Origin of the sequence: Halopseudomonas aestusnigri (assembly GCF_002197985.1) — a bacterium.
Classification (GTDB): Bacteria; Pseudomonadota; Gammaproteobacteria; order Pseudomonadales; family Pseudomonadaceae; genus Halopseudomonas; species Halopseudomonas aestusnigri.
Window position 1 is genome coordinate 21,187 of record NZ_NBYK01000008.1, and the last position, 21,500, is coordinate 42,686.

21 protein-coding genes are annotated in these 21,500 nt (G+C 62.3%); 13 read left to right on the plus strand and 8 right to left on the minus strand.

Annotated elements, in window-relative coordinates; genetic code table 11:
- Positions 1-129 precede the first annotated feature (129 nt).
- Genes B7O88_RS11860 through gpmI form a run of 4 tightly spaced genes read right to left on the minus strand, consistent with a single transcriptional unit; the run spans position 130 to position 5,161 of the window.
- Entirely contained in the window at positions 130-1,080 is a 951-nt protein-coding gene (locus B7O88_RS11860) for a divergent polysaccharide deacetylase family protein (RefSeq protein ID WP_088276180.1), read from the minus strand.
- A 3-nt stretch (positions 1,081-1,083) separates the two neighbouring features.
- On the minus strand, positions 1,084-2,376 hold the full coding sequence (locus B7O88_RS11865; protein ID WP_088276181.1) for a S41 family peptidase: 1,293 nt from the start codon (positions 2,374-2,376) through the stop codon (positions 1,084-1,086).
- A 55-nt stretch (positions 2,377-2,431) separates the two neighbouring features.
- Entirely contained in the window at positions 2,432-3,616 is a 1,185-nt protein-coding gene (locus tag B7O88_RS11870) for a murein hydrolase activator EnvC family protein (RefSeq protein ID WP_088276182.1), read from the minus strand.
- Between the two features lie 6 nt (positions 3,617-3,622).
- Positions 3,623-5,161: a 2,3-bisphosphoglycerate-independent phosphoglycerate mutase gene (gene gpmI / locus B7O88_RS11875; RefSeq protein ID WP_088276183.1), complete on the minus strand. Its 1,539-nt coding sequence runs from the start codon at positions 5,159-5,161 to the stop codon at positions 3,623-3,625.
- 159 nt (positions 5,162-5,320) lie between these two features.
- Between gpmI and B7O88_RS11880 the strand changes: the two genes are divergently transcribed.
- From B7O88_RS11880 to B7O88_RS11905, 6 genes are all read left to right on the plus strand, one after another.
- Positions 5,321-5,743 carry a rhodanese-like domain-containing protein gene (locus B7O88_RS11880; RefSeq protein ID WP_088276184.1) on the plus strand — a complete coding sequence of 141 codons (423 nt, stop codon included), beginning with the start codon at positions 5,321-5,323 and terminating at the stop codon, positions 5,741-5,743.
- Between the two features lies 1 nt (position 5,744).
- Positions 5,745-6,002, plus strand: coding sequence for a glutaredoxin 3 (gene grxC, locus B7O88_RS11885; protein ID WP_088276185.1), 258 nt, complete (start codon positions 5,745-5,747; stop codon positions 6,000-6,002).
- A 50-nt stretch (positions 6,003-6,052) separates the two neighbouring features.
- A complete protein-coding gene (secB, locus tag B7O88_RS11890; protein WP_088276187.1) occupies positions 6,053-6,541 on the plus strand; it encodes a protein-export chaperone SecB in 489 nt (162 codons plus the stop codon).
- Between the two features lie 132 nt (positions 6,542-6,673).
- Positions 6,674-7,183, plus strand: coding sequence for a disulfide bond formation protein B (locus B7O88_RS11895; RefSeq protein WP_088276188.1), 510 nt, complete (start codon positions 6,674-6,676; stop codon positions 7,181-7,183).
- 125 nt (positions 7,184-7,308) lie between these two features.
- On the plus strand, positions 7,309-7,782 hold the full coding sequence (rsd, locus tag B7O88_RS11900; RefSeq protein ID WP_088276189.1) for a sigma D regulator: 474 nt from the start codon (positions 7,309-7,311) through the stop codon (positions 7,780-7,782).
- Positions 7,783-7,811: 29 nt separating this feature from the next.
- Entirely contained in the window at positions 7,812-8,330 is a 519-nt protein-coding gene (locus B7O88_RS11905; protein ID WP_088276190.1) for a hypothetical protein, read from the plus strand.
- Here B7O88_RS11905 and B7O88_RS11910 read toward each other — a convergent pair.
- Positions 8,314-8,793 carry a TIGR02444 family protein gene (locus tag B7O88_RS11910; protein ID WP_088276191.1) on the minus strand — a complete coding sequence of 160 codons (480 nt, stop codon included), beginning with the start codon at positions 8,791-8,793 and terminating at the stop codon, positions 8,314-8,316. The genes B7O88_RS11905 and B7O88_RS11910 overlap by 17 nt on opposite strands.
- A gap of 41 nt (positions 8,794-8,834) precedes the next feature.
- Between B7O88_RS11910 and B7O88_RS11915 the strand changes: the two genes are divergently transcribed.
- Positions 8,835-10,748 (plus strand): ATP-binding cassette domain-containing protein, encoded by a 1,914-nt coding sequence (locus B7O88_RS11915; protein ID WP_088276192.1) that lies wholly within the window; start codon positions 8,835-8,837, stop codon positions 10,746-10,748.
- 13 nt (positions 10,749-10,761) lie between these two features.
- Positions 10,762-11,208 (plus strand): YaiI/YqxD family protein, encoded by a 447-nt coding sequence (locus B7O88_RS11920; protein ID WP_088276194.1) that lies wholly within the window; start codon positions 10,762-10,764, stop codon positions 11,206-11,208.
- Positions 11,209-11,212: 4 nt separating this feature from the next.
- Here B7O88_RS11920 and B7O88_RS11925 read toward each other — a convergent pair whose 3' ends face one another.
- Positions 11,213-12,721 (minus strand): methyl-accepting chemotaxis protein, encoded by a 1,509-nt coding sequence (locus tag B7O88_RS11925; protein ID WP_160003180.1) that lies wholly within the window; start codon positions 12,719-12,721, stop codon positions 11,213-11,215.
- Positions 12,687-13,286, minus strand: a complete 600-nt coding sequence (locus B7O88_RS11930) for a DUF6436 domain-containing protein (RefSeq protein WP_088276196.1) — start codon at positions 13,284-13,286, stop codon at positions 12,687-12,689. The genes B7O88_RS11925 and B7O88_RS11930 overlap by 35 nt, the downstream gene beginning before the upstream one ends.
- A gap of 230 nt (positions 13,287-13,516) precedes the next feature.
- Between B7O88_RS11930 and B7O88_RS11935 the strand changes: the two genes are divergently transcribed.
- Genes B7O88_RS11935 through ppk1 form a run of 3 tightly spaced genes read left to right on the plus strand, consistent with a single transcriptional unit; the run spans position 13,517 to position 18,055 of the window.
- Positions 13,517-14,761, plus strand: coding sequence for a GGDEF domain-containing protein (locus B7O88_RS11935; RefSeq protein WP_160003181.1), 1,245 nt, complete (start codon positions 13,517-13,519; stop codon positions 14,759-14,761).
- A gap of 47 nt (positions 14,762-14,808) precedes the next feature.
- A complete protein-coding gene (hemB, locus tag B7O88_RS11940) occupies positions 14,809-15,822 on the plus strand; it encodes a porphobilinogen synthase (protein ID WP_088276198.1) in 1,014 nt (337 codons plus the stop codon).
- A gap of 16 nt (positions 15,823-15,838) precedes the next feature.
- On the plus strand, positions 15,839-18,055 hold the full coding sequence (gene ppk1 / locus B7O88_RS11945) for a polyphosphate kinase 1 (protein WP_088276199.1): 2,217 nt from the start codon (positions 15,839-15,841) through the stop codon (positions 18,053-18,055).
- On the opposite strand, the gene ppx is transcribed toward ppk1, so the two are convergent.
- Positions 18,034-19,539, minus strand: coding sequence for an exopolyphosphatase (ppx, locus tag B7O88_RS11950; RefSeq protein ID WP_088276201.1), 1,506 nt, complete (start codon positions 19,537-19,539; stop codon positions 18,034-18,036). The two genes, ppk1 and ppx, sit on opposite strands and share 22 nt — an antisense overlap.
- Positions 19,540-19,690: 151 nt before the next feature.
- Between ppx and trxA the strand changes: the two genes are divergently transcribed.
- Complete coding sequence (trxA, locus tag B7O88_RS11955; protein ID WP_088276202.1) at positions 19,691-20,017, plus strand: thioredoxin TrxA; 327 nt, start codon at positions 19,691-19,693, stop codon at positions 20,015-20,017.
- Between the two features lie 213 nt (positions 20,018-20,230).
- Entirely contained in the window at positions 20,231-21,496 is a 1,266-nt protein-coding gene (gene rho / locus B7O88_RS11960) for a transcription termination factor Rho (RefSeq protein ID WP_088276203.1), read from the plus strand.
- The last annotated feature ends 4 nt before the right edge of the window (positions 21,497-21,500 follow it).

Sequence of the window (21,500 nt, forward strand, 5' to 3'; positions counted from 1 at the left end):
TAAAAGGCGAAAAGCCATCCGTCAGACGACACCGCAGCCGGCAATGCCATGCAAAACTGAACGCACCCGAGATGCACGTCCTGACGGGCGCTCCCACGCAGAGCATGAGAGCGATCAACGATTCAGCAGCTACCGCCCCAACAACACCTGCACACTCACCAACTGCACACCCTCTCCCTCCAGCTGCGGCAAACGACGTTCCAGGTAAGCCAGGGTTTCCGGGTAAGGATGGCCGATCAGCACAGCTGCGCCGTCCTTGCGCGCCTTCGCGACAGCCAGAGCGAACTCGTGATTGATCTCCGCCTCGGTCCGCTGGTTATCGAGGAACACGTCGCGTGACACGCTCGGCACCTGTGCAGCCTTGGCGGCAAAAACAGCCTGAGTCTGAGCGGTGGTGCGACTGTCGACAAAGAACAGCTGCCGCTCGGCGAGCACCTGCATCAGCCAGTCCATGCGCTGACGATCCGAAGTCAGACGACTGCCCATGTGGTTGTTGACACCCTGAATCGGACTGAAGGCATTCAGGGCGAGTTGCAAACGGGAGCGAAACTCGGCTTCCGGCATGGCCGTGGTCAACCCGCCGGGGCCAATCGACAGGCCGGCCATGTTTTCCATCGGCAGATGCAGCATCACCGGCTTTCCGGCTGCCGCAGCTTCGGCGGCCAGCAGCTGTGAGTGGGGAAGAAACGGCAGGATGGCCAGTGCAACCGGCCCGGGCAATGCCACCAACTGGCGGCCAACCGGCAGGCTCTGACCCACGTCATCAATGATGATCGCCAACTGCGGCATCAAGGGCGGTGCGATGGGCAACACCGGCGGAACCGGTTCGGGCTCGACAACCACCGAGGGCACCTCGTCCGCTGAGGCCGGCGGCGCATCACCCGGGACGACGGGACCAACAGCAGCGTCCGCCTCGACCACGGGCAGGTCAGACGACTCGGTTGATGGTGCCGTTGCTGTCACCGGGACGGGCGCTGACTTTTCAGGCGATTCCTCGTCCGAGCAGGCGCCCAGCAACAGCGCAAAACCCAGCGCAAGCGCAGGCAACACGCCAACGCGCGACAGAAAGGTCCAGCTCATTTGTCAGTCTGCGGAGCGCGCACGCGTGGCGATGTTCAGCCCCTTGAGCAGGCTCAGCGCCTGGGTCAGTTGATAGTCGTCGTCGAGCAGGCTGCGCTCCGGCTTGGGCTCGCTGCCCGTGGGCCGCTCGTTGCCACTGGCGTTATTGATGTGGCCAGCCAGATCGGCCTCACGGAAGCCGACCTCGCCCTCGTCGACTGTCAGATGTCCGCGCTCGACACGGATATCCGGCACGATGCCCTGGGCCTGAATCGAGCGTCCGCTCGGCGTGTAGTAAAGCGCGGTGGTCAGCTTGAGTGCCCGGTCATTGTTCAGCGGCAATACGGTCTGCACAGAGCCCTTGCCAAAACTGTCGGTACCCATGATCACACCGCGTCCCAGATCCTGCAGGGCACCGGCAACGATCTCGGAAGCCGAGGCCGAGCCACCGTTGATCAGCACCACCAGCGGCACGCTGCCGGAGGGATTGGCACTGGTCGCATTGAAACGCATCTCGGCGTTACTGAGGCGGCCCTTGGTGTAGACGATCAGGCCGCTGTCGACAAAGCTGTCGACCACCTCGACCGCCGCCTGCAAAACGCCGCCGGGGTTGTTGCGCAGATCGAGCACCAGCCCCTTGAGCTGACCGTTGGCATTGAGGCGATTGATCGCCGCCCGCACCTCGTCACCGGTGTTGATCTGAAACTGGGTAACGCGCAAATAGGCATAGCCCGGCTCAAGCTCCTCGGTCTTGACGCTCTTGACCTTGATGATGGCGCGCGTGAGGGTCACCTCAAACGGACGTCCTTCGCCACGCACCAGGGTCAGCCGAACCTCGGAACCCGGCTCGCCGCGCATGCTGTCGACCGCGTCCATCAGACTCATGCCCTTTACCGGCTGATCGTCGATCTTGATAATCAGGTCCCCGGCCTCGATACCCGCCTCGGCGGCTGGAGTGTCGTCAATCGGAGATACGACCTTGAGGAAGCCGTCTTCCTGCCCCACTTCAATGCCCAACCCGCCAAACTGACCTTCGGTGGAGTCTTGCAGGCCGGTGTAATCTTCCGGGGTAAGGTAGGCAGAGTGCGGATCAAGACCCTCGAGCATGCCGCGAATGGCGTTTTCCAGCAGGGTGGCGTCATCCACCGGCTCGACATAGGATCCGCGAATGCGTTCGAATACCTCAGCGAAGGTGCGCAGCTCGTTCAGCGGCAGCGGTGCGGCAGCGGGCTGGGAAGCCGACTCCTGAGCCTGAACCTGTGACAGGCCAAAGGCCAGGGCAAACCCGGCCACCAACAGACGACGCGCTGCGATCATGTAACTCTCCAGTCCGGAATATTCAACAACCACCCGTGATCTGCAGCGGGCGCTGTCACCCGGACAGCATACACCAGCCCAGCGGATCCAGCGCCTGACCACGGTGACGAATGGCAAAATACAGTGACGGCTCGCTCAATCCGCCACTGCTGCCGACGGTGGCAATGGGCTCACCGGGCTGCACCCAGGCTCCCACTTCCTTCAGCAAGGTTTGGTTGTGACCATACAGGGTCAGATAGCCACCGCCGTGATCAAGAATCAGCAGCAACCCAGAGCCACGCAGCCAATCGGCAAACACCACCCGGCCACCGTGAATGGCATTGACCGGAGTTCCGCTCGGCGCATTGATTACCAGGCCATCCCACTTCAATCGGGAATCGGCACCGCGCTGACTGCCGAAACGCGCCGCCACCTGCCCCCTGACCGGCAACGGCATCTTGCCACGTGCCTGGGCGAAGGGCAGGTTGCCTGCCGGTACCGGGATGCTGACTACCGCTTCCTCGAGACGCTTGATCAAGCGTGTCAGCTCGGCGCGCTCGGCTTCACGGGCGCGCAGCTGTTCGGCCTGACTGCGCTGCTGACCTTGCAGTGACGCCAGCAACTGGCTGCGCTTGCGCTGCTGAGTTTCAAGCGCGGCAGTACGTTCGGCCAGCCCTTCGCGCTGCTGCTGCAGGCTCGTCTGCTGGGTGACTATCTGTGCGCTGGCCTGCTGCAACTCGGCGATGGTGTCGTTGAAACGGGTGATTTCCCCGACCCGCGCCTGGCCGACGTAGTCGTAGTAGCGCAGCATCCGCGCCATGCGGCCCGGGTCATCCTGATTCAGCAGCAACTTCAAATAGCTCTGCTGACCGGCCATATAGGCGGCGCGCACCTGACGGGCGATCTGCTCCTGCTGAGCCTTGAGCGAAGCCTGCAGGGTGCGGGTCTGCTCTCGCAGGTCGATCAGACGGCTCTCGCCATCGCGAATCTGCTGCTCAAGCTCGCGTCGTTCGCGCTGCAGGCGACCAATGTCCGTCTCGCTTTCCTTCAGCTCGGCCTCCATGCCGGAGACCTCCTGCCGCAGGCCCTGCAACATGTCCTTCAGCCGCTCAATATCCGCCTGGGCCTTCTCCAGCTCGGCACGGGCAGCACGCGAATCTGACGGCTGATCTGCGGCCAGTGGTGCAACCCAACCACATATCGCAGCCAGCAGCATGGCCATCAGCGGCCGACGCCAGCGTCCCTGCTGAGCACTGGGCATCGGCGCTTACTTCACGCTGGTGATAATGCTGCGACCCGTCATCTCGGCCGGTTGCGGCAGGCCGAGCAGGGTCAGCAGGGTTGGTGCAACGTCGGACAGGATGCCGCCGTCACGCAGCTCGACCTGACGCGGGCCGACATAGACGAAGGGCACCGGCTCGCAGGTGTGCGCCGTGTGCGCCTGCCCGGTATGCTCGTCGGACATCTGTTCGACGTTGCCGTGGTCGGCGGTGATCAGCGCCTCGCCACCGACCTTGGCCAATGCGGTGCTGATACGGTCAATGCAGCTGTCGAGACATTCGACTGCAGCAACTGCCGCGTCGAAGACACCGGTGTGGCCGACCATGTCGCCGTTGGCGTAGTTGACGATGATCACGTCGTAGCGCTGCTGCTCGATAGCCTCGACAATGCGATCGGTCACTTCCGGCGCACTCATCTGCGGCTGCAGGTCGTAGGTCGCCACCTGCGGGGACGGGATCAGGATCCGCTCTTCGCCTTCGAACGGTTCTTCACGGCCGCCGGAGAAGAAGAAGGTCACGTGGGCGTACTTTTCGGTTTCGGCGATACGCAGCTGGGTCTTGCCCTGCTTGGCCAGGTATTCACCCAGCACGTTTTCCAGTGTTGCCGGCGGGTAGGCGCAGGGCGCCGGAATGTCGGCGGCGTACTGGGTCAGCATCACGTAGCCGGCCAGCTTCAGCTCGCGCTGGCGAGCAAAGCCGCTGAAACCCGGTTCAACGAAGGCACGGCTCAGTTCGCGGGCGCGGTCGGCGCGGAAATTCATGAAAATGACAGCGTCACCATCCTCGACTCTGACCGGCGCACCGATAGTGGTGGCCTTGACGAATTCGTCACTCTCGCCGCGCTCGTAGGCGGCAGCCAGACCATCGGCTGCGGTCTGCGCGCCGAACTCGCCGCGACCCTCGGTGATCAGATTGTAGGCCGACTCAACCCGCTCCCAGCGGTTGTCCCGATCCATCGCGTAATAGCGGCCGATCAGGCTGACGGTGCGACCCTTGCCGAGGCGGGCATAGGTATCTTCCATCATCTGCAGCGAGGGCTCGGCACTCTTTGGCGGCGTATCCCGACCATCGAGGAAGGCGTGCAGATAAATGTGCTCGGCACCACGGCGGGCCGCCAGCTCAACCATCGCCGCCAACTGCTCTTCATGGCTGTGCACACCACCCGGCGACAGCAGCCCCATGACGTGTATTGCGCGACCGGCAGCCACGGCCTTGTCAACCGCGCCGCAGATCACCGGATTCTCGAAAAAGTCGCCGTCCTGAATCGACTTGGTCACGCGGGTGAAGTCCTGATAGACGACACGGCCAGCACCCAGGTTCATGTGGCCAACCTCCGAGTTGCCCATCTGACCGTCAGGCAGGCCTACATCCATGCCGGAACCCGACACCAGGGTATGCGGCGCGCTGGCCCAGAGTTTGTCCCAGACTGGCGTCCTGGCAGCCATGATGGCGTTGGAGTCGGGGGATTCACTGTAACCGAAGCCGTCCAGAATCATCAAAACCACAGGTTTGGGCGCTGCTGTCATGGCAAAAACTCGCGTTGGAAAGATCGGGAAAGGGTACTGCGTGCCTGTCGGCCGCCAACAAGGGTCCCAGTTTACTGGTCGGGCGGCGGCCTGTCATGCTCGGTTCCCGCCAACCTTGGTGTATACTCGCGAGCTTTCAGCGTCCCGGAAGCCAGTTCAATGCAGTTTCTCCAACATCTGATCGAATTCATCGGCAATCACTATCTGCTGACCACCGCCTTTCTAATCGTGCTCGCCCTGCTGCTGTTCACCGAGGGCCGCAAGTCAGGCAAGGCCCTGACTACCAGCCAGGCCACCACCCTGATCAACCGGGAACAGGCGGTTGTGATTGACCTGCGCTCAAAGAAGGACTTCAGCGCAGGCCATATCGTCGACTCCATCAACATTCCCTACGACGCGCTCGAAAAACGCATGGGCGAACTGGACAAGCACAAGGGCAAGCCGTTGCTGCTGGTCTGTGCTGCAGGTCAGCACGCGGGCAGCTGCGCCAAGCAGCTCAAAGCTGCCGGACACGAGAACGTCGCCCGCCTGGCAGGCGGTATCTCGGGCTGGCGTGCAGACAACCTTCCGTTGGTCAAATAACATGGCAGACGTCGTCATCTACAGCAGCAATTATTGCCCTTTCTGCATGCGCGCCAAGCAGCTGCTGGCCAGCAAGGGCGTGCAGTTCCGCGAGATCTGTGTCGATGGTCAGCCCGCCGTGCGCGCCGAGATGACCCGCCTGACTGGCGGGCGCACGTCGGTTCCGCAGATCTGGATCGGCAACACCCATGTCGGCGGCTGTGATGACCTGGTCGCCGCGCAGCGCTCTGGACAACTGGATGCGCTGCTGGCAGGGTAAGCAGCGCTTTCAACCCGAAAAAACAACCATCACTTCAAGGATTTTTCACGATGGCCGAAGAACAGAACAATCAAGCCGCCAACGGCGCACAGGCAGGTCAGCCGCAGTTCAGCCTGCAGCGCATCTACGTCAAGGACCTTTCCTTCGAGTCGCCGAAGTCGCCAGCCGTTTTCCAGAGCCAGTGGAATCCTCACGTCAATCTGGATCTCAATACCCGCAACACCGAGCTGCAGCCGGGTATCTATGAAGTGGTTCTGACCGTCAACGCCACCGTGACCACTGGCGAGAACGAAGTCTGCTTCATCGCTGAAGTACAACAGGCCGGCATCTTTGCCATCGACGGCCTGGATGAAGCGGCCATGCGTCACACCCTCGGCGCGTTCTGCCCGAACATCCTGTTCCCCTACGCCCGTGAAACCATCGACAACCTGGTACTGCGTGGCAGCTTCCCTCCCCTGATGCTGTCCCCGGTCAACTTCGACGCCCTGTTCGCCCAATCCGAACAGCGTCGCGCTAACGAAGCGGCGGGCACTGCCTGACAGGCCGCTGTTTGCCGGGCCGCAGAGCCCGGCAAACGCCTCGCATCAACACCGGTAACCACCGGACCTTGTGCGCTCCAAGGCGCATGCTCTAAGGTAGGCGTCCGCCCCCGAACGAAGACGGAATCTCGCATGACCCTGCCGGCCTCTCGCCCCCTCTATCTGCTTGCCCTGATTGTCTCCGTCCTGCTGATGGCTGCCGCTCTTTACCTTGAGCACGTCGTTGGTCTGGAGCCCTGCCCGCTGTGCATCATTCAGCGTATTGCCCTCATCGTCGTCGGTCTGATCTGCCTTGCCGCAGTGCTGCATAACCCCGGCCCGAAGAACGGCAAGCGCACCGGCGCACGAACCTACGGCGCCCTGCTGATGCTGGCCAGCCTTTTTGGGGCAGGCACTGCCGGCCGCCAGGTCTGGCTGCAGCACTTGCCACCAGATCAGGTGCCATCATGCATTCTGCCGCTGGACTACATGCTCGAAACCCTGCCCTTCTGGGATGTGCTGAGCCAAGTCTTCAGCGGCACCGCCCAGTGCGCAGAAGTGACCTGGACCTTTCTCGGCCTGAGCATCGCCGAAGGCACCCTGATCGCGTTCATCTGCTTCTCTGTCTTCGGTGTAATGCAGATCCTGCGCAAGGTCGACTGATTGCAGCACAACCGGCATCAGAAGCCTTGATGCGGCGATACCGACTGGCCTATTCTGATGCCAGCCCGGGATTCATTCACACCCACTAAGTCGGCCAGACCGACACTGCCGAAAAGAGGTGGAAGATGCTGGAAACCTGCAGAACCTCCCAGGAGCGCTGGGGCGGTGTTCACCAGTTGATCGACCGCTGGCTAGCCGAACGCAACCAGCTGATCCTGGACTACACCCAGCTGCGCAAACGCACGCCGGTGCCCGACTCCGCCGACACGGCACTGTCGGCCTTCTGTGACGTGCTGGTCGACTACGTTTCCGCCGGTCATTTCGAAATCTACGAACAGCTGCTGCGTGAAGCACAGGACTTCGACGACCAGCGCGGCATTGAGCTGGCTCATCAGGTCTATCCGCGCATCGAAGCCATTACCCTCGAAGCCGTTGCATTCAATGATCGCTATGGTCAGACAGCCAGCATCATCGACGAGACGCAGATGCAACAGCAGCTGGAACAACTGGGCGGCCTGCTGCATGAACGTTTCGAGCTTGAAGACTGTCTGATCGAAGTACTGCATACCGCTCACAAGGATCTGCTCGGCGCCGTCTGAGCAATCCGCAGACCAAGGAACAGCTGCTCGTGACCAGCACAGACAAGCCGAAAACCGCCGACAGGGTTGCCTCACCTCTGCATCTGCTGAAGACCCTGACACGTACCCTCAACGAACACCTCACCGAGGCCTGCGAGAAAGCGATCAAGGATGCGGGCAAGGCCCTGGAGAAGCTCCAGCGCCAGCAGGAAAAGCTCGAGGAAAAGCTCAAACAGAGCGAAGCAAGGCTGGCCGAGCGCACCGCCGAGGATCCGAACAAGCCGGCAAGCAAGACGCGCCGCAAGATCGCCGACCTGCGCGCAGCGCTGGAAACGCTTGAGCAATCACGCAACAACGCCGAGCGCTATATCGCTCAGCTGGAAGCCGACGTGCGTCAGACCCTGCGCCTGGCCAAGGGGCTGGACCGCATCGACGCCCAGGTGACCCAGGCCCTCGACAAGCGCGACGCGCCCAAACCAGCCGCCAAGCCGCGCAACCGCCGCGCTCCGACCAGACGCAAACCCTCGGCAGCCAAGCCTGCAGCTCAGCCCGCTACTGAAGCGAACTGAGCTGACGCTCCAGGCATAGCGCCAGCTGCTCCACCAGCTCGGCGCGACGCCCGTCCATCTGCCCGATGCAGCCCGCCGCAAGGCATTGCTGCAGCCCTGCCGCCGTCAACTCGCTGCGCTCAAGCCAGACAGCCAGACGCGCCAACTGACTCAGTTCCGCCTCGACCTCCGCCTGCTTGGCTATCTGATACAGCGCCTGAGACTGGGGGTCGCCGGCGAGACCGCGACGAGCCTCACGCGCCGGCAGAATAACCGCATCCCGCCAGGCTGCCTGCTGCAGATGCAGCGCCTGCCATTGTGGCGCCGGCAGGGCACACCGCTGCAGCCAGAGCCAGATAGTCAGCAACAGAAGCAGCACGTCTTCGTCGCACTCGTCCTGCAGCGCCAGCAGCAGAGGCGCTGCACCCGGCCTGGCGTACAGCCATTGCGCCCATTGCGGCAAGCCGATGGTTGTCTTACTCATTGTGCTTCTCCCGCCTTGCGGCGCTGATATACTCCCGCCCCATGATAAGCATCGACTCCCTTACCCTGCAGCGCGGCCCCCTGCGACTGCTTGAACACGCCAACCTCACCCTGCATGCCGGCCAGAAAGTCGGCCTGCTGGGGACCAATGGTGCCGGCAAATCCAGTCTGTTCGCCCTGTTGCGCGGCCAGATCGAACCCGACGCCGGCAGCTGCAGCGTACCGGCCGACTGGCGCATCGCGCACATGCAGCAGGAAGTCAGCGCGCTGGACCGCAACGCGGTCGACTATGTGCTCGACGGCGACCAGCGCCTGCGCGATATCCAGCGGCGGCTGGCCGAGGCCGAGCGCCTGGAGCAGGCCGAGCAACTTGGCGCACTATACGCCGAACTGGAAAGCCACGGTGGCTTCAGCGCCGACAGCCGCGCGCGTACCCTGCTTGCCGGCCTGGGGTTCACCACCGAACAATGCAGCCGCCGCGTCGGTGACTTCTCCGGCGGCTGGCGGATGCGCCTGAACCTGGCGCAGGCGCTGATGTGCCCCTCCGACCTGCTGCTGCTCGACGAACCGACCAACCACCTGGACCTGGACGCCATCCTCTGGCTGGAAGACTGGTTGCGCAACTACCCCGGCACCCTGCTGCTGATCTCCCACGATCGCGACTTCCTGGATGCGGTAGTTGAGCACATCGTGCACTTTGAAAACCGTACACTGCACCTGTACCGCGGCGGTTTCAGCCAGTTCGAGCGTACCCGCGCAGAGCGCCTGGCACAGCAGCAGTCAGCCTTCGAGAAGCAGCAGGCCGAGCGCGAGCACATGCAGAGTTACATTGCCCGCTTTCGAGCCAAGGCCAGCAAGGCCAAGCAGGCGCAAAGCCGCCTGAAGGCGCTGGAGCGGATGGAGGAGCTAAGCCCGGCGCATATCGACTCGCCCTTCTCGTTCAGCTTCCGTGAGGCCAGTAACCAGTCAACCCCGCTGCTCGACCTGCATCAGGGCACCCTTGGCTACGCTGGAACGGCGATTCTCGAGCAGGTCAAACTGCAGCTCGCGCCGGGCGCGCGCATCGGCCTTCTGGGCCCCAACGGCGCCGGCAAGTCTACCCTGATCAAATCGCTGGCCGGCAGCCTGCCGCTGCTTGGCGGCGAACTGAAGACCGGCGAGCATCTGGCCATCGGCTACTTTGCCCAGCACCAGCTCGACAGCCTCGACCCGCAAGCCAGCCCGCTACTGCATCTGGCACGCCTGGCACCGGATGAGCGCGAGCAGGTATTGCGCAACTTCCTCGGCGGCTTTGACTTCAAGGGTGACCGCATCGAAGAGCCGGTGCTGAATTTCTCCGGCGGCGAGAAGGCCCGTCTGGCACTGGCGCTGATTGCCTGGCAACGCCCCAACCTGCTGCTGCTGGACGAGCCAACCAACCACCTCGACATGGAAATGCGTCACGCGCTGACCGTCGCCCTGCAGGCCTTTGAAGGGGCCATGCTGCTGGTCTCACACGACCGCGCCCTGATCCGCGAGACCACCGACGAGCTCTGGCTGGTCGCTGATGGCCGCGTACGCAACTATGAAGAAGACCTCGACAGCTACACCCGCTGGCTGGCGCAGTTCCGGCAGCAACAGGCCGCGGCGGCGGCCCCGGAAGCGAGCTCAGGTGCGCCCAAGGTAGACGCCAAGGCCCAGCGCCGCGCCGCGGCCGAACAGCGCCAACTGCTGGCGCCGCTGAAAAAGGCCGCAGAAAAGCTGGAGAAGGAACTGAACAAGGTCAGCGACCTGAACGCCGAGGTGGAGAACGCGCTGGCCGACAGCAGCCTGTACGAGGCTGCCAGCAAAGACAAGCTGAAGGAGCTGCTGAACCGTCAGGCCGAGTATCGCCAGCAGATCGCCCAACTGGAAGAAGACTGGCTGATGGCTCAGGAAGAGCTCGAAGCCCTGCAACAGGAACTCGGCAACAGCTGAGCGAGGAGCCCGCATGACCCTCTGGATCGACGCCGACGCCTGCCCCAGGCCGGTACGTGACGTTACCGTCAAGGCCGCCCGACGCAAGCAGATCGAACTGGTACTGGTGGCCAACAGCGCCCAGCAACTGCCGCCGGGCCCCGGCATACGCCAGGTAACAGTAGCCGCCGGCGCCGACGCTGCCGACCATTACATCATCGAGCACTCACGACCCGGCGACCTGGTGGTCACAGCCGACATCCCACTGGCTGCCGGCCTGGTCGACCGCGGCGTCACTGCCATCAACCCCCGGGGCCAGATCTACGACAAGGGCAGCATCGGCGAGCGCCTGGCAGTGCGCAACCTGATGGACGAACTGCGCGGTGCCGGACTGGCCGGCCGCAGCGGCCCGGCCCCCTACAGTGACAAGGACAAGCAGGCCTTCGCCAATGCCCTGGACCGCCTGATCGCGAGACTCTGAGGCCTCAGCGGCCGGTCCGGAACTGAGCCGCATCGCGCATCAGTACCACTCGCACCTTCTCCAGCTCGGCGGACAGGCGATCCAGCTCGACAGCCTCGGCGGTGTTGGCCAGCGCAACGGCTTCGACCTCGTGCAAATGGGTAGCGACATCTTCGCCGACCGCCGACTGCTCCTCCGTCGCGGTGGCGATCTGCGCGTTGCGCCCGACGATACTGGCGATCTCGCTGACAATGCCGGCAAGAATCTCGGCGCTGCTTTGCGTTACCTGCAGACAACGATGCACCGAGGTGCGACTCTGCTCCATCGCGCTGCGGGCCGACTCGGAGGCCTGCTGCAGACGGGAGATGAAGTCCTGGATCTCGCTGGTCGACTGCGCCGTGCGCTGCGACAGATTGCGCACCTCGTCGGCCACCACGGCAAACCCGCGGCCCTGATCACCGGCGCGCGCGGCCTCGATGGCGGCATTGAGCGCCAGCAGGTTGGTTTGCTCGGCGACACCCTTGATCACATCGACCACCTGGTCGATATCGATGGCGAGCTGCGCCGCGCCATCGACCGCCTCGCCGGTTTGCGCGATGTTATTCTCCAGTGACGCCACCTCGCGGGCAATCTCCTGCATCGCCGCATGGCCGTCCTGGGCACGCTTGTCAGCCTCACTGGAGGCCCGCGCCGCATCGGCCGCATTGCGCGCGACGTCGGCAGTCGCCTGGCTCAGCTCCAGCATGGCCTGCACCATATACCGCGTCTTGTCCTGCTGCTGCTCCGAGCCCTGACGCAGATCACTGGCGCCCTTGCTGACCGAACTGCCGAGCTGGCCAAGTTGCTGCATGCTGGAGCTCAAACCGGAGACCATATTTTCCAGGGTATCGAGCAGGGCATTGAAAGAATCAAGCATGGGCGAGCGCATATTGGCCCGACAGGTGAGATCCACGCCGCTGCCGTCACCGATCATACGGGCGACGGTCTGCCCCATGACTTCGCCTTCGCGCGCCTCATTGAAGGACATGCGTGCCAGATACACCAGCACGCCCGCTTCGATGATGACGTATCCGGCGTGCACCATTACCAGCCCGAAGGTCACGCCCTGAGCCAGCCAAACCCCGGCCTCCTGCATCTGCAACACATAAAACGCCAGGTGATGCACGGCAATGACGATGGTGGCTACGACGATCGGTCGCCAGTCGCGATAGATGATCAGGAACGCCAGCAGCACGAAGATCGAAAAGTGCATCTCCAGCGTGCCCTGCGCCTGATTGATGTGCAGCGCCGCCATGACCATAAACGCGGCGGCGACAAAACAGCGGAACAACAGGCTGCCGCGGATCAGCGCATAAAGGCTATGGGCCAGCAGCACCGTTCCGCCACCAACCAGCATTGCCTGCAACCAGGTGCCGTGCCAGGCGGCGAGCCCCAGCGCACCCAGCAGGCAAAGCCAGAGTACGCCCAGCATGGCGCGATCGGCATGCAGGTAGTGCGCTTCAAGGGTCAGACTTTCGGGAACCGGTTTCGACATCAGCAGAGCTCTCCAAGGCAGGCAGATCACACAGACAGGCAACGGCATCCTGCCGGGTGATGGTCACCTTGCGCCCCGCCAGCAAAGCCTGAACAACCGGCTCCACAAAACTGCTGTCGGCACTGCAGTGCGCTCCATCGCTGTAAGGTCCAACATAGGCCAGACTTCCGTCCGCTGCCCAGATGGCAATAGACGGCGCACCCGGCCAACCGGACCATGCTTGAGGTATCGGCCAGTAAGGCAGGTTACTCAAGCCGGCCGGCATACCACTCGTCGGATACTGTCCGGAGCGGGCGAAACGCACGCCCTGCTCCGCGAAGCGTCTGGTCATTTCCTCAACATAGGCCTCGTGGCCGGCGCTGCAGGGGCAGTTTGACTGCCAGACATGCACCACCTGCACCTGCCCGGGAGCAAAAGGCGGCGCCACCTGCTCGGCCTGAAAGAAAACAGGTCGCTCAAATGCCTTGATATAGCGCCCCTCAAACCGCCAGTAGGCCCACACCAGACCAGCCAGCCAGGCAAGCAACGCAACTCCGACAAGCACTCTGCGCAGCCAGATATTCATTTCTTATTCACCCCGCGATTGGACACGGCATTGTGCCACAGCCGAACGACGGCAAAACCGGGTGCGGCATTCTGGCCTGATCAGGATTTGTGCAAACCCGACCACATCTCGGCGCCCTTCAAGTTGGCAGCGCGGCGGTGATGATTTAAGGTCTGCCGCACCGGTGGCCGGGTATGACCGCCGCCCCCCGTCACGGACGAAACAGCGCTGACGGCCTGCCAAGGTCGAGGATGAGTGCGCACATGCTGGCTGATCTGGATATCAAGACCCTCACCGTCACCCTGACAGTCGTTACCCTGGCTGTAACCCTGCTGCTCGCTCTGGCAGCCTGGCAGGCACCTGCCGAACGCGGCGTGCGGCAATGGGCTCTGGGCAATGCATCGCTGATGCTGGGTCTGCTGCTGAATATCAATCAGGACCGTATCCCGCACGGGCTGTCGATTATTCTGGCCAACGGCCTGATGACCCTGGGACTCGGGCTGGTATGGCTGGGCCTGCGTCAATTTCGAGGCCGCACCCAGCCGCAGTGGGCGCCAATAGCAGTCAGCCTGATCACCATGCTGCTGCTTTGGGTGTTCCGCTATCAGATCGACAACCTGACAGTACGCTATGCCATCAGTTCGCTGGTGCTGGGCGGATTCTGCCTGCTCTGCGCAACCGAGCTGCTGGTTGCCGAACGGCCGCCGATGCGCACCGCCAGCTGGTTCAGCGGGATCATCGCACTGACCTACGGATTCATCCTGGTTGCCCGACCGGCAGCCTCGCTGACCGGCTGGAACGGCCCAAACGACCTGCTCGGCGGGCCGCTTCAACTGATTACGGTGCTTGGCGCAATGGCCGCACAAATCGGCATGGCCTGCGGCCTGATTCTGATGACCCACTACCGCCACCTCGACAGCCTGCGCAGGCTGTCGGAACTCGACCCGCTGACCGAAACGCTGAACCGACGCAGCCTGCTGCTGCAGGCGGAACAACTACTCCGGCGCATGGCGGCGAGCAACGAGCCTCTTACGCTGATCATGCTCGACGCTGATCACTTCAAGCATATTAACGACGAATTCGGCCACCAGATCGGTGACGAGGTGCTCTGTCACCTGGTCAACCGGGTTCGCCTGCTGCTGCGCGGCCGGGATCTGCTCGGGCGCTTCGGCGGCGAGGAGTTCATCGTCGTGCTTCCCGGGCTCGACAGTGTCGACGCCGGCCAGGTAGCCGAGCGCATCAGACAGTCGATCTGCCAGCATGACGGACAGTCCCTGCAACGGCCAATCCATCTGAGCGTCAGCCTTGGAGTAGCCTGTTCCGAACATCACGGTTATGATTTCAATACGCTGCTCGGCGCTGCCGATGCCGCGCTCTACCGTGCCAAGGCGCTTGGACGCAATCGCGTCGAGCTGGCACCTGGTCCTGATGGTGCCCCACAGGAGCAGGTTGCCCTGCGCCTGTTGTCACATTTCCGTCACAATCTGGACGTATAACGTCAATCAGACAGGTGCACAGCGGCCCGCACCCCCCTGGAGTCCCCGTGAGTTATTCCCCTGTTCAGCGCCCCTTCCCATTCAGCCGTCCCCGTCGCATGCGCAAGGATGACTTTTCCCGCCGCATGATGCGTGAAAACACCCTGACCGCAGACGACCTGATCTATCCGGTGTTTGTCCTGGAGGGCGAGCAACAGCGCGAAGCCATTGCCTCCATGCCCGGCATCGAGCGGCTGTCGATCGATCTGTTGCTGGAGGAAGCCGCCGAACTGGTGGAGCTGGGCATCCCGGCCATCGCCCTGTTCCCGGTCACGCCGCTGGAGAAGAAATCGCTGGACGGCGCCGAAGCCTGGAATCCCGACGGCCTCGCACAGCGCGCCGTGCGCGCCCTCAAGGCTCGCTTCCCGGAGCTGGGCGTCATTACCGACGTCGCCCTGGACCCGTTTACCACCCACGGACAGGACGGCATCATCGACGACAACGGCTATGTGATGAACGATGTCACGGTCGACGCGCTGGTGAAGCAGACCCTGTCCCACGCCGACGCCGGGGCCGACATCGTTGCCCCGTCGGACATGATGGACGGCCGGGTAGGCGCCATGCGCGAGGCGCTGGAAGCCGCAGGTCACATCCACACCCGCATCCTTGCCTACTCCGCCAAGTACGCCAGTGCCTACTACGGGCCATTCCGTGATGCGGTCGGCTCCGCCGGCAACCTTGGCAAGGGCAACAAGTCGACCTACCAGATGGACCCGGCCAACAGCGACGAGGCACTGCACGAAATCGCCATGGATCTGTCCGAAGGGGCTGACATGGTGATGGTAAAGCCCGGCATGCCGTATCTGGATGTGGTGTACCGGGTGAAAGACACCTTCAAGGTACCCACCTTCGTCTATCAGGTCAGTGGCGAGTACGCCATGCACTGCGCCGCCATCAACAACGGCTGGCTCAGCGAAGCGGTGATTCTGGAGTCACTGACCGCCTTCAAACGTGCAGGAGCCGACGGCATCCTGACCTATTTTGCCAAAATCGCGGCGCGTCAGTTACGCAGCCGTCAGTAGCTGCACAGAGGAAACCATGTCAGAGCTCAACAGCACCCGTGATACCAGCAAGGACGATATCGCGCCGCCAGCCGAAACCAGCGCACGCAGTGATCTGGTTACCCGTCCGGCGCAGCTCAGCGAGAAGGTGGTCGAAGCCACCCCGGTTCCCGATCTGAACGCGCCTGAGCTCTACATTCATCGCGAACTGTCGCAACTGCAGTTCAATATCCGCGTGCTCGAACAGGCGCTCGACGAATCCTATCCGCTGCTTGAGCGGCTGAAGTTTCTGCTGATCTTTTCCAGCAACCTGGACGAGTTCTTCGAGATCCGCGTTGCCGGTCTGAAGAAGCAAATTACCTTTGCCCGTGAACAAACCGGTCCAGACGGCCTGCAACCGCAGCAGGTACTGAGCAAGATCAGCGAGACCGCGCACTATCAGGTCAGCCGCCAGTACAGCATCCTCAACGACATTCTGCTGCCGCAGCTGAATGAGAAGGGCATTCGCTTCCTGCGCCGCTATCAGTGGACGCACAAGCAGACCCTGTGGATTCGCCGCTTCTTCCGCCAGCAGGTCGCGCCGATCATCAGCCCGATCGGGCTGGACCCGACGCATCCCTTCCCACTGCTGGTGAACAAGAGCCTGAACTTTATCGTTCAGCTCGACGGCATCGACTCCTTCGGTCGCGACTCCGGCATGGCGATCATTCCTGCGCCGCGCTCGCTGCCGCGCCTGATTCGCCTGCCCGACGAGCTGTGTGATGGTGGCGACAACTTCGTGTTCCTGTCGTCAATGATCCACGCCCATGCCGACGAACTGTTCCCCGGCATGAAAGTCCTCGGCTGCTACCAGTTCCGCCTGACCCGCAACGCCGACCTGATTGTTGATCCGGAAGAAGTCGACGATCTGGCACGTGCGCTGCGCGGCGAGCTACTGTCGCGCCGTTACGGTGATGCAGTACGCCTGGAGGTTGCCGACAACTGTCCGAAACCGCTGACCGACTTCTTGCTACGCCAATTCGGCCTGACAGAGGCGGAGCTGTACGAGGTCAACGGTCCGGTCAACCTGACCCGGCTGTTCTCGATCACCGGCCTGGAAAATCACCCGCAGCTGCAGTTCCCGCCATTCAGTCCGGGGCTGCCGCGGGCGCTGTCCGGCGCCGACAACCTGTTCCAGGCCATCAGCAAGCAGGACATCCTGCTGCAGCATCCCTATGAGTCATTTTCACCGGTCGTCGACCTGCTGCGCCAGGCGGCCCAGGATACGAACGTGCTGGCGATCAAGCAGACCCTGTATCGCACCGGTGCCAACTCCGAAATCGTCAACGCGCTGGTCGATGCCGCCCGTAACGGCAAGGAAGTGACCGTGGTGATCGAGCTGCGGGCACGCTTCGACGAAGAGTCAAACCTGCAGCTGGCGAGCCGTCTGCAGCAGGCTGGGGCGGTAGTGATCTATGGTGTGGTCGGTTTCAAGACCCACGCCAAGATGATGCTGATCCTGCGCCGCGAAGAGCGCAACCTGAAACGCTATGTCCACCTCGGCACCGGCAACTACCACGCAGGCAATGCGCGACTGTACACCGACTACAGCATCCTGACCTCTGACGTGGCGCTGACCGAAGACGTGCACAAGCTGTTCAACCAGCTGATCGGCATGGGCAAGACCCAGCGCATGAAGAAACTGCTGCAGGCGCCTTTCACACTGAAGAAACGCCTGCTGGAACTGATCAATCGGGAAACCCTCAACGCCCAGGCCGGCAAGCCCGCGCATATCATCGCCAAGGCCAACTCGCTGACCGATGCCAAGGTGATCAAGGCGCTCTACAAGGCATCCCAGTGCGGCGTGAAAGTCGACCTGATTATCCGTGGCATGTGCTGTCTGCGCCCGGGCATTCCCGGCGTATCACACAACATAACCGTGCGTTCGATCATCGGCCGCTTCCTGGAGCACAGCCGGGTCTACTACTTCCTCAACGACGGCCAGGAACAGGTCTGGATGTCCAGTGCCGACATGATGGAACGCAATCTCGACAAGCGGGTCGAGACCTGCTTCCCGCTTGAGGGCAAAAAGCTGATCACCCGCGCCAAGCAGGAACTGCAGGTCTTTCTGACCGACAATACCCGCAGCTGGATTCTGCAACCTGACGGCTCCTACGTGCTGAGCTCACCGAGCGGCAACCAGATTCCCCGCAGCGCCCAGGCAACGCTGCTGGAGAAGCTGGCCAACTCGTCTCAGCGAACCGTCAACCTGTAACCGGCCTTGGCCCAGTACTGCGCTTCTCGCTCGAAGTCAGCCTGGGTCAGCGGGTTCTGCTCCAGCCAGCCGTCAGGGAAGGTCACGGCCAGCGCGTCCTGACTGGCCTCGACCGCCATTTCCGGCATGTCCTGATAACCGCGGATATGGTGATAGAGAATCGCCAGCCGCAGAATCATGCACAAGCGCAGCAGGTTGACCGCCTCATCACCGAATTCGGCCAGCCGGTCGGCGCTCGGCATATTGCGCCGGTGCCCGCGCACCAGCAGTGCCAGCGCCTGCTGGTCCTGGCGCGAAAACCCGGGCAGATCGGAGTGCTCGATCAGATAGGCGCCGTGCTTGTGGTACTGGCTGTGGGCGATATCCAGCCCGATTTCATAGACCCGCGCCGCCCAGGTCAGCAATGGTGCCTGTTTGCTGGCGACCAGTTGCCAGGCGTCATCCACCTTGCCCAGCAGTTTCTGGGCCTTGGCCTCGACGCGGGCGGCCTGTTCCAGGTCAACGTGATATCGCTCCATCAGCGCGCTCAGCGTGCGCTCACGCACATCCTCATGGCTATGGCGCCCCAGCAGGTCGTAGAGCACTCCCTCACGCAGGGCACCCTCGGAGTGGTGCATGGATTCCACTCCGAGGGCGTCGAACAGCGCTTCCAGAATGGCCAGCCCAGCCGGCAGGATCGGCTGGCGATCCGCCTTCAGCCCCGGCATATCCAGCTTGTCGACGTGGGCTGCCTTGAGTAGTCTCCGCTTGAGCCACTGCAGCCCTTCGCGGGTTACCTCTCCCTGGCCGCGACCGCCGGCCTGAATGCACTGACCAACCGCGCGAATGGTGCCCGAGGCGCCAACCGCCTCGCTCCAGCCCAGGCGCTGAATGGCCTGTTCAATATTCATCAGTTCGAGGCGGGCCGCGGTGTAGGCCTGGCTGTAGCGGGCGGCGGTAATCTTGCCGTCGGAAAAAAACTGGCGAGTGAAGGATACGCACCCAACGCTCAAGCTCTCACGCAGCAGCGGCTCAAAGCGCTCGCCAACGATGAACTCGGTACTGCCACCACCGATGTCGACCACCAGGCGCTTGCCTTCGTCGTCAGCCAGGGTGTGGGATACGCCCAGGAAAATAAGCCGCGCTTCCTCACGGCCGGAGATGACCTCCACCCGGTGCCCGAGCACCTGCTGAACCTGACGAATGAACTGGCCACGGTTGCGCGCCTCGCGAAGGGCGTTGGTCCCGACGATCCGTACCGCGCCCTGTGGCAGACCATTGATCAGCTGGGCGAAGCGGCGCAGGCAATCCAACCCGCGCTGCATGGCTTCGTCACTGAGCATGTTGTCGTCATCGAGTCCGGCGGCCAGCTGTACCTTTTCACCCAGCCGCTCGAGGATCCGTATTTCCCCCTGATCAACCCGCGCCAACACCATGTGAAAGCTGTTGGAGCCCAGATCAATTGCGGCTACCAGCGAAAAATCATTCGGCTGTGCGTCTGCCATGCACTCTTCCTGTCAGGTCTGAATTGGTTCGATTCTAGCACCTGCTCGATGACAATTGCCTGCACAAGGGGACTGATCATCGCCTTTCGCAGCCGTATAGGGTGGTGCTATGATTCGGCAATTCCGCCTTTTTATCCCTCTGGAGAAACACATGAGCGATCTGATTGTGCACGTCACTGACAGCAGCTTCGAAGACGAAGTGCTCAAGTCCGATACCCCTGTTCTGGTTGATTACTGGGCAGAGTGGTGTGGTCCCTGCAAAATGATCGCCCCGGTACTGGACGAAATTGCCAAGGACTACAGCGGCAAGTTGAAGATCTGCAAACTGAATATCGACGAAAACGCAGAAACCGCACCAAAGTACGGCGTGCGCGGCATTCCGACGCTGATGCTGTTCAAGGACGGCAACGTTGAGGCCACCAAGGTCGGCGCCCTGTCCAAGTCGCAGCTGGCAGCCTTCCTCGACAGCAACATCTGATGTATCAAGCCCTGGCGAATCCCGCCGGGGCTTTTTTTGCACCCGCAATGCTGGACGTCACCGGCCGGCGGTGCTAGATTTGGCTTCCAACGCCCTGACGCACCCTGCGCAGCGGCTTCTCAAAACACACCGCAGCCAAGCTGATCGCCCCATGTTCCATGGCGGCCGAAAAGAACCTTTCCTGCCGAAACCCTTACATCACTCTCCGAACCTATGAACCTGACCGACCTCAAACAAAAACCTATTACCGAACTGTTGGAAATCGCCAACCAGATGGGCCTCGAAAACATGGGCCGATCGCGAAAACAGGATGTGATTTTCGGCATCCTGAAAAAGCACGCCAAGGGCGGTGAAGACATTCTCGGTGACGGCGTTCTGGAGATTCTGCAGGACGGCTTCGGCTTTCTTCGCTCGGCTGACTCTTCCTATCTCGCCGGCCCGGACGACATCTACGTCTCGCCCAGCCAGATTCGCCGTTTCAACCTGCGTACCGGTGATACCATTTCCGGCAAGATTCGTCCGCCGAAAGACGGCGAGCGCTACTTTGCCCTGCTGAAGGTTGATTCGATCAACTTCGACAAGCCGGAAAACACCAAGAACAAAATCCTGTTCGAAAACCTTACCCCGCTGTTCCCCGATGAGCGCCTGGTCATGGAGGCCGGCAACGGCTCCACCGAAGATCTGATGGCCCGCATCATCGATCTCTGCGCCCCGATCGGCAAAGGCCAGCGCGGCCTGCTGGTTGCACCGCCGAAGGCCGGTAAGACGCTGATGCTGCAGAACATCGCTTCGAACATCGCCCGCAACAACCCCGAGTGCCACCTGATCGTTCTGCTGATCGACGAACGCCCGGAAGAAGTAACCGAAATGCAGCGCACCGTGCGCGGCGAAGTGGTTGCCTCCACCTTCGACGAGCCGCCGGCCCGTCACGTTCAGGTTGCCGAAATGGTGATCGAGAAGGCCAAGCGCCTGGTTGAACACAAGAAAGACGTGATCATTCTGCTCGACTCCATCACCCGTCTGGCCCGCGCCTACAACACCGTGATCCCGAGCTCCGGCAAGGTGCTGACCGGTGGTGTTGACGCCCACGCCCTGGAGAAGCCCAAGCGCTTCTTTGGCGCCGCGCGCAACATTGAAGAAGGCGGCAGCCTGACCATCATCGCCACCGCGCTGGTCGACACCGGCTCGAAGATGGACGAGGTGATCTACGAGGAGTTCAAGGGCACCGGCAACATGGAGATCCACCTGGATCGCAAGATTGCCGAGAAGCGTACCTTCCCGGCTATCAACATCAATCGTTCCGGCACCCGTCGCGAAGAGCTGCTGACCAGCGAAGACGAACTGCAGCGCATGTGGATTCTGCGCAAGATTCTGCATTCGATGGACGAGATCGCGGCGATCGAGTTCCTGCTGGACCGTCTGAAAGATACCAAGACCAACGACGAGTTCTTCCTGTCGATGAAGCGCAGCAAAAACTGAAACC